The 8,100-nt window shown below is 44.6% G+C and carries 9 protein-coding genes; 2 read left to right on the top strand and 7 right to left on the bottom strand.

Translation table 11 applies throughout. From position 1 onward, the window contains the following. The 3 genes from IM477_RS08715 to der form a co-directional block, all read right to left on the bottom strand. On the bottom strand, positions 1-724 hold a 724-nt coding region (locus IM477_RS08715; protein WP_287731397.1), incomplete at its 3' end, for an Ig-like domain-containing protein. Positions 725-1,314: 590 nt separating this feature from the next. Next, entirely contained in the window at positions 1,315-2,190 is an 876-nt protein-coding gene (locus IM477_RS08710; protein WP_287731396.1) for an energy-coupling factor transporter transmembrane component T family protein, read from the bottom strand. 3 nt (positions 2,191-2,193) lie between these two features. Beyond that, positions 2,194-3,552, bottom strand: coding sequence for a ribosome biogenesis GTPase Der (der, locus tag IM477_RS08705; protein ID WP_004268090.1), 1,359 nt, complete (start codon positions 3,550-3,552; stop codon positions 2,194-2,196). Between the two features lie 152 nt (positions 3,553-3,704). Here der and IM477_RS08700 point away from each other — a divergent pair, with 152 nt between their 5' ends. Together IM477_RS08700 and IM477_RS08695 are read left to right on the top strand one after the other, a co-directional pair. Beyond that, complete coding sequence (locus IM477_RS08700; RefSeq protein WP_002761350.1) at positions 3,705-3,956, top strand: helix-turn-helix domain-containing protein; 252 nt, start codon at positions 3,705-3,707, stop codon at positions 3,954-3,956. Beyond that, positions 3,934-4,671, top strand: a complete 738-nt coding sequence (locus IM477_RS08695; RefSeq protein WP_287731395.1) for a hypothetical protein — start codon at positions 3,934-3,936, stop codon at positions 4,669-4,671. The genes IM477_RS08700 and IM477_RS08695 overlap by 23 nt, the downstream gene beginning before the upstream one ends. Here IM477_RS08695 and IM477_RS08690 read toward each other — a convergent pair. The 4 genes from IM477_RS08690 to IM477_RS08675 form a co-directional block, all read right to left on the bottom strand. Beyond that, on the bottom strand, positions 4,646-5,791 hold the full coding sequence (locus IM477_RS08690; RefSeq protein ID WP_072926932.1) for a DNA cytosine methyltransferase: 1,146 nt from the start codon (positions 5,789-5,791) through the stop codon (positions 4,646-4,648). The two genes, IM477_RS08695 and IM477_RS08690, sit on opposite strands and share 26 nt — an antisense overlap. Positions 5,792-6,098: 307 nt before the next feature. Continuing rightward, the gene (gene psb35 / locus IM477_RS08685; RefSeq protein ID WP_002761344.1) at positions 6,099-6,299 is read right to left on the bottom strand and encodes a photosystem II assembly protein Psb35; all 201 of its coding nucleotides are present in this window, start codon (positions 6,297-6,299) and stop codon (positions 6,099-6,101) included. Between the two features lie 59 nt (positions 6,300-6,358). Further along, on the bottom strand, positions 6,359-6,766 hold the full coding sequence (locus tag IM477_RS08680) for a gamma-glutamylcyclotransferase family protein (RefSeq protein ID WP_287731394.1): 408 nt from the start codon (positions 6,764-6,766) through the stop codon (positions 6,359-6,361). Then, positions 6,763-7,788, bottom strand: coding sequence for an aldo/keto reductase (locus IM477_RS08675; protein WP_287731393.1), 1,026 nt, complete (start codon positions 7,786-7,788; stop codon positions 6,763-6,765). Before IM477_RS08675 ends, IM477_RS08680 begins: the two co-directional genes overlap by 4 nt. Positions 7,789-8,100 lie beyond the last annotated feature (312 nt).

The raw sequence follows: 8,100 nt of genomic DNA, 5'->3' as shown, positions 1-8,100 counted from the left end.
TGTTACCGGCAATATCGGTGTAGCTATCGGCTGCCACGGACACCGAGCCGGTGGTTTCCACCGCATCGTCGGCCGTGAAGATGGCCGTATAGCTGTTGCCATCCACTTGGGTGAAGTCGCTCAGGGTTCCACCGCTGACGCTCACATCACCGGCTGTGAAGCCATTCACATCTTCGCTGAACTCAAAGGTGACGAGAGAATTGTTATCGCCGTCGTTCAGGGAAGTATCAACGATATTGACTGTCACTGTAGGTGGAGTTGTATCGTAGGGAACGAAAACATATTGTCCATCTACCGCCTTGATACCGTCGGTGCCGTTGACGCTTGTGGCTCTGACACCAAGGGTGACAACACCCTGAGCCAATAACGATTCAATCTCTACCCCTTGATCCTTGCTGTAGCTGTAAGTGTAGGTATTACCCGCAGTCAGAAGATTGCTGCCATTATGCTCCTTTCCCGTTAACCCCGTATCGGAAATCTTGTCGTATCCATCCCAGACGATACCAGTCCCATTCATATTGAGACTGTTATCCTTTGATAACAACTTGATAGTGCCATCCGCGTTGCTATCGCCATTCGACCACCACAACGCATTGAGGTCCATCGACCCCTTCTTCATATCAACAGTCCACTGATTTGTGACCGTGTTGTAAGAAGCGGTGAACCAGAGAGCCTGGGTGGTGTCGCCGTATTCCCAGATGTAAGTGCCTTCCTGCAATGCCATAATAAAGATTCCCAATCAACAATTCCATACATACGGCAGATTCAGGCTCAGTTTGGTACATCTTCTCAGTGGAAACGCTTATCCAATAAGGAGTTATCGGTACAAAACGGACAGAAGAATCGCCGCATCTAAATGGTAACAGATTATGTAGCGTATGTAACCATTTAGGGACTTGCGCTTTGATAATGTACCATTTATGGCTTGTCTGATTCTTCTACAGAGCGACTGTCTGGCTGGGATATTATTCCTACGCAGGTCCCTTAGTGTGGCAAGCAGCCAGTGGCATTGATTCTGTGGAAGGACTCTCCTGGGGCAGCACAGAGGGATAATTACTACTCCTCCCGGAGGCGCGAAGGGTTCCTCGGTTATAAATTCCACAACATTGCCGTCAACATCCGCACCCTGAAGGGGTGACAACGCAGTTAAAGTCTAGGCTGGGTGTAGGGTGTGGGGAGTTTTTTGCTGTGAACAGTAAACAGTAATCAGTAAACAGTAATCAGTAATCAGTGCAAAGACAGTAGGAAACTTCTATTTAATACTGCACACTTAAAACTCAAATCTGATAACTGATAACTGATAACTGATAACTGCTATAAACCCCCCCAAACTAATCGGGCTGCCCAAAAGGGAATTAACAAAAATAAAGCGATCAAATCAGCCCATCTTAACTTTAATTCGTGCCAGCGTACTTGATGCTGATTGGGACTGGTAAAACCGCGAACCTCCATAGCGATCGCTATTTGTTCGGCGCGCAAAAGCAAATTATCTAGTAATTTTTCCACTACTGTTAACCAGACGTTTAAACTCTTTTTAATCCCTAATTTTTGCCAATCGATCGCCCTAGTTCTCACTGCCCTAGCTAGATTTTGCACTTCTTCTAAAACCAGGGGAATAAAGCGCAAAGAGAGGGTCAGAGTCAGAGAAATTTCCGTCACCGGCACATTAAATCGCCGTAAAGGACTCATTAAATTCTCTAAACCTTCGGTAATTTCTTCCGGGGCCGTCGTCAACAAAAAGAGATTAGTACTATAAATTAAAGTAAAAACTAAGGTACTAATTCTCACTGCTAATTCCAAAGAACGTCGGGTAACAAATAAACGACCTCTATCCCATAAAACATACTGATAATCACTTGCTGGCGGTAAATTCAGCCCTTCATCCGGTAAACGCGGTTGAATACTCACCCCTAAACCATCGGGAGTGATAGCAGTAATCAGAAAGACGATAATCGCTAAAAATATCAGCCAGCCCATCTGTTGCCGCCAGACGCGGGGAGGAATAGGGGCCAACAGGGTTAACAACATTAACAATCCCACCAAAGCTAAACGCCACCAAGGATTAGCCAATAAAGGTGCTGCTAAAAAAGCCATTAACCAGATAAATTTTACCCGCGCATCTAGTTGATGTAGTCGGGTAATCGGTTGATCGAGATAAAGACCGATGGGCAAACTTCGCAATAAATCCATAAATTAGACCTTGGTGGCTCTATTAACTGTTTTTTCCACTTCTCGCGCTGGTTTGCCGCGCCAGATTAAGCGGATCGGGGTTCCTTTAAAGCCTAACTGTTGCCGGAATTGCCCTTCGATGTAACGGCGATAGTTATCATTAAAGCGCTGGGGATCGTTAACGAAAAGGGCGATCGTGGGGGGTTGACTCGATACTTGCGTGCCATAGTATAGTTTCCCCTGTTTTCCGCCCCTGGTGGTGGGGGGATTGTGCCATTTAACCGCATCTTCGATCACATCGTTGATTACCGAGGTACTGACGCGACGACGGTGAGATTCGGCGGCAATATCGACTAATTCGAGGATTTTGGTGACTCTTTGCCCCGTCATGGCGCTGACAAAGATCATTTCTGCCCAATCCATAAAATACAGCCGATCTTGGAGCATTTTGGTGTAAGTATTGATGGTGTAGGTGTCTTTCTCCACCGCATCCCATTTATTGACCACTAGCACCACCGCGCGCCCTTCTTCAATGATTCGTCCCGCCAGTTTTAAATCCTGTTCGGTGACACCATCTAGCACATCGATGACGAATAGCACCACGTCAGACCGGCGAATGGCCTTAAAAGCACGGTTAATACTGAAAAATTCGGCTCCATAGTCCACATTCTTCTTGCGGCGAATGCCGGCGGTGTCAATTAACCGATAAACCTGTCCTTCTCGTTCAATTAAAGTATCGATCGAGTCTCTGGTGGTTCCCGAAATCGGACTAACGATCGCCCGTTGTTGTCCGGTTAAAGCATTGAGGAGACTGGATTTACCCACGTTAGGACGACCGATAATTGCCACTTTAATCTCTTCATTTTCGGGAATTTCCGCCGCAGGTGGCAAATATTTAATCACCGCATCGAGTAGTTCACCTGTACCAGAACCGTGAATGGCCGAGATGGGGAAGGGTTCACCGATGGCTAATTCCCAGAATTCCGTCGCTTGCAGGATACCCTGTTCCACCGATTCACATTTATTGACGGCCAAAAGTATCGGGACATTTTGCTGTCGTAACCAAGCGGCAATTTCTCGATCGCCGGCGGTAATTCCCCCTTGCCCATCGACGACAAAAATCGCCACACTTGCCTCTGCTAGGGCGATTAAAGCCTGTTCGCGGATTAAAGGGAGAAATTCGCTGTCATCGTTAAAAACTAGCCCCCCTGTATCGACAATTTGAAAATCTCGATCGCACCAGAAAGCTGGTTGATAGGTGCGATCTCTGGTAATCCCGGGTTGATCGAAAACGATCGCCTGTTGATCTCCAGCGATACGATTGACGAGGGTGGATTTGCCCACATTGGGACGACCGATAATAGCGACGACAGGCAGTTTCATAAGAGGAGGAGGGGACGGAAATTAAAGACCCAATATTCTATCATAGCGATTTGCGATCGACCTTGGTTGATTTATCTGTTTCTGTTCGGCACTGAGACATTGAATACTTTAGTCTGTAGAACTTTGGTATACAAAAGACTAGAATTCAGCTTATGCAATCTGGTCAACTAGAGCAAATTTTAGGACGAGAGCTACAGCGTTATCGCCAAGAAAAAGGGTGGTCGCAAGAGTATTTGGCGGAAGTAACAGGTCTGCATAGAACTTACATCAGTCAACTAGAGCGAGGATTAAAAAGTCCATCGGTGAGAGTGCTTAGTCATATTACTAATGCTTTAGGTCTGAGGATGAGTGAATTTTTGTATTCCGTAGAGGAATCCCTAAGTGTTAACGAACGACGAGACTAAAAGACTAAAGCAGGCCATTCTAGCCGCAATTGCCTCACCATTGATTGGCTCGATCGAGGATTATAGCTGGGAAACAATTTTTCATTATATCAAGAATATTCCTTTATCCGATCCTGCCCTAGGCAGAAGCAAACTACTCTACGATGCAGTGGACAGTAAAACTGCCAGTGGTTGGTCGCTAAAATCTCTACAACTGAATAGTTTAACTACAGATAATACCTTTTTGTTCGTAATTCAACGAGCAGATATTATCAAAAAAGCCATTCAACTTGGGGTTCCCTCTTTGAATCTGCAATCTTCCCCCGCACAACTGGGAACCGCTATTATTCAACACTGGAACGAGAAGATTCGCTCCAGTCAAACTGCTCAAAATGTCATCAACAGCTATGAGGGAATATTGCTAAAAAACCGAGAGGGCAATGAATATGTTTACTGTGAATACCCCCTTAATCCTCTTGATCCTAATGTTTTTTCTTGGGCATGGGCAATAGATAAAAAAACTGGGGGAGTAGGGGCAGGTTTACAGGGAAGCATCGCTGGCAAAACTCAGTTAGTTTGGTACAAAAATCAGAAACAGTTGTTTAGAAGCAGAACAATCCCCGCTGCCGCTATTCGTCTGAGAATTGAGAGAACTCGTCTGACAATAGATCGATATGTGGAGACAATTTTTGCAGCGCTACAAACCCAAACTAATACTCAAGATTTTGTCCCATAGAGTCTGCTACCACTTTGCCTAACAGTGGTGGCACAGATTCTCCAATTTGAGAGGCCATATCAGTATAAGTCCCTAAAAAGTGAAAATGATCGGGATAAGAATGTAATCTTGCTGCTTCACGAATTGTGATTGTCCGATTCTGGGTCGGATGAAAAAATCTGCCAGAACCGGGATGAAAAAACCACCTTGTAATTGTTCTTGCTGGTTTATCCCAAGAAAGTCGACCATAGGCCCCGCTATAGTGTTTTTTCGGTGCTAATTCAGCAGGTAAATCTCTCGCATCTTGTCCTTCCGCCAGAATTTGCACTCTTGACATTTGAATTGGTGTTAAAGGACGGGCAATATGATTAACAATTTTTTGACTTTGCTCACGCATCTTCTGTTGATATATGGTCTCGGGTTCCCTAGTATAAATTTCGTGATCATAAGCTTGTCCTGCTTCTAAAGTAGGTAAATCACTAATGGCATCTTTAACAGTAGTAACTGGGGCAATATTTGGTTCTAGTAAAGTAAGCTGTGTCCAAGATTTTACAGCTTTATAATCACTTCTGATATCACCAGAATGAGTTGCTTGGGGAAGGGATGGTAAACGCTCTAGACTAGCTAAAAAAAAGGCTCTTGAGCGAGTTTGTGGCACTCCATAATAAGCGGCGTTTAGGGAAGTAGTAACTACTTGATAACCCCAAGATTCTAAATGTGCTACAATTTCATCTCTGATGATACCGCCATAAGCTTTCAAAATTTCAGGAACATTTTCCATGACTACATGAAGAGGACGAAACTCTTGAACAAATCCTAAGAAAGACTTATATAAATGATTGCGAGAATCATTAAGATAGCGATACCCGGCTGGGATATTTCGTGAAAATCCTTGACAGGGTGGACCCCCGATAAGGGCGGTTAATTCTTCTCTTTGTAAACCTAAGTATAAGCGCAGTTCTGATGGATTAACTTTGCGGATGTCTTCCTGAAAAGTGCGTGTTTTAGGATAATTATGTTGATAGGTTGCTAATGCTTTCGCATTTACATCAATTGCACAGATAGATTCAAACCCGGCTAAATGAAATCCCGTGGTCAATCCGCCCGCACCAGAAAATAAGTCGATAATTTGTTGTTTCATGGTTGAATACTATCGTATTCGGAGCCTCTTGTCAACTAAATATCCTAGCGATGATAGCGACGACAGGCAGTTTCATAAGAGGAGGAGGGGACGGAAATTAAAGACCCAATATTCTATCATAGCGATTTGCGATCGACCTTGGTTGATTTATCTGTTTCTGTTCGGCAGGAAGGGCGGAAATGCCTGAAATAACCGCCTAGTCAGGTCTTTAGTCCCTTGTCCGCAGCCAAGGGTCAATCCCAACCAACCTGATTGCTGAGAAGGGAGAAAAAAGCTGACGGCTAAAATAACTGATCACTGCCTTTTTCTAGGATTGAGAATCAGAATCCACCTCTGTCTTCACTTCGGGGACAATATCGGGTCTTTGGGCATCTTCCCAACCGACCGGGCGTTTAGAATTGTACCAAGCGATCGAACCGATGGTGACAGCAGCGAGAAAACCGACCACATAAACTGCCACAAAATAAACGGGGAATTTGCCACTGGCCACTTCTAGGAGTAGATACATAATTTTTTCACGATTAAGCTTTTAATTTGTATATCTTAACAGAATCGGCCCCCTCATCCCTATTCTCGATCGCTACTGGTCCACCAACCGGAAGGCAGCCAAATACCGCCATGGAGAGCTATTTTTGCCGGTGTCATCATATATCCCCAGGCTTCGCCGATCAATTCTCGCTCTAGATTATAAATAGGGATTCTGCGACGCTGATACTCGTTTTCTTCTGGATCTCTGCCGGGTTGATAATCTTCCAAAGCATCCAAAAGCCCAATATCATAATCTGCGTTAAAAGTCAATAAAATTCCCTTCACCCAGCCCTCGCCCTCGGTCAGTCCGGGATAACCGAGGGCGGTAAGATGGTATAAATACCCCTTTGTGTAGGCGGTTTTAGAGTTGATCACTTTTCCCGCACAGTAGGCAGAATAGTTACTCTCCTTAGGTTTCAGTGTTCCATAAACAAAAACTTCCATCATCGGTCCAATTGTGCCGCTACTCCTCCTAATAGGATATCGCCAACAAATTGACTGGCTAAAAGTTCGTGGGGAAAACCAAGGGAAATGGCGCTGATATTATCGAGTCGTTGCAGCTGTTCCCCAGTCAGGTTAAAGTCCACACAGGCTAAATTATCCTGCAATTGGGACAATTTTCGAGCGCCAATGATAGGAATTACGGCGTTAGGCCGATTTCTTAGCCAATTTAATGCCACTTGTGCCGGTGATTTCTCAATTTCTCTGGCAATCTCTAGGACAGTCTCGGCAATTTTTAAATCGCGATCAAAAATTTGAAAAGGTTGGTCGGTCATGCTTAAACGTCCATCGACGGGGTTGGGTTGATTATATTTTCCCGTTAAAACTCCTCCTCCCAGGGGACTCCAAGCTGTCACCCCGATATTTAATGCTTTGGCCATGGGCAATAATTCCCGTTCGGGGGTGCGTTCCTTGAGAGAATATTCTATTTGTAGTCCGATAAAGGGTGTCCATCCCCGTAGGGTGGCCAGGGTGTTCCCTTGGGAGACAATCCAAGCAGGACTGTCAGAAATGCCGATATAAAGCACTTTTCCCATCCTGACCAAATCATCGAAAGCGCGCATCACTTCTTCGATAGGAGTGAGAGAGTCCCAAAGATGAAGCCAGAGTAAATCGATGTAATCAGTACCTAAACGCTTTAAACTAGCTTCTACCGCTTGAAAGAGGTTTTTTCGATGATTTCCGCAAGCATTGACATCGCCGGGGCGCGTGTTGAGAGAATATTTCGTGGCGATTACCCATTTTTCTCGATCGCCCTTGACAAATTCCCCCACTAATGTTTCACTGGTTCCGTTAGTGTAGAGATTAGCGGTATCGAGAAAATTGCCGCCCGCTTCCGCAAAAGCCCGAAAAACCGCCCGACTTTCCTCTTTATCCGCTCCCCAACCCCAATCTTGCCCGAATGTCATCGTTCCTAGACATAGTTCCGAAACTCGCAGACCACTATTACCTAAAAGTTTGTAACGCATAATTAACTAAAATTTTGAATAAGAAGTTAATTATAATTGAATTTGATCGACATTTTTGCTAAGTACATTTGGTACAATTTTGACAAGTTAACCCTGGCCTTATTGGTTAATCAATTTTGCTTAGGTACTTAAGTAGGTAGGTGTTAAAAGTTGTCAGACACCCCCCTTATCAAGCTATCCATTAGTCACATCTTTCTTAACATAAAATTTGACAAAAAGAGAAAAGTGTGCAAGATGGCTCAAGGGGGTTCTATGGGGGGACTAATTTGATGAGATAGTTTCCAAGTCTGGCTGATATCATGTAACCTTCGC

It is taken from the genome of Microcystis sp. M090S1, from assembly GCF_020246295.1.
Taxonomy (GTDB): Bacteria; Cyanobacteriota; Cyanobacteriia; order Cyanobacteriales; family Microcystaceae; genus Microcystis; species Microcystis aeruginosa.
Note: the sequence above shows the minus strand (reverse complement) of the source record. Positions and strands in the feature narration are given on the sequence as shown.

Coding starts and splice junctions, on each gene's coding strand:
- IM477_RS08710 (WP_287731396.1), bottom strand. CDS start 2,190: ATGGATTTATTGCGAAGTTTGCCCATCGGTCTTTATCTCGATCAACCG.
- der (WP_004268090.1), bottom strand. CDS start 3,552: ATGAAACTGCCTGTCGTCGCTATTATCGGTCGTCCCAATGTGGGCAAA.
- IM477_RS08700 (WP_002761350.1), top strand. CDS start 3,705: ATGCAATCTGGTCAACTAGAGCAAATTTTAGGACGAGAGCTACAGCGT.
- IM477_RS08690 (WP_072926932.1), bottom strand. CDS start 5,791: ATGAAACAACAAATTATCGACTTATTTTCTGGTGCGGGCGGATTGACC.
- psb35 (WP_002761344.1), bottom strand. CDS start 6,299: ATGTATCTACTCCTAGAAGTGGCCAGTGGCAAATTCCCCGTTTATTTT.
- IM477_RS08680 (WP_287731394.1), bottom strand. CDS start 6,766: ATGATGGAAGTTTTTGTTTATGGAACACTGAAACCTAAGGAGAGTAAC.
- IM477_RS08675 (WP_287731393.1), bottom strand. CDS start 7,788: ATGCGTTACAAACTTTTAGGTAATAGTGGTCTGCGAGTTTCGGAACTA.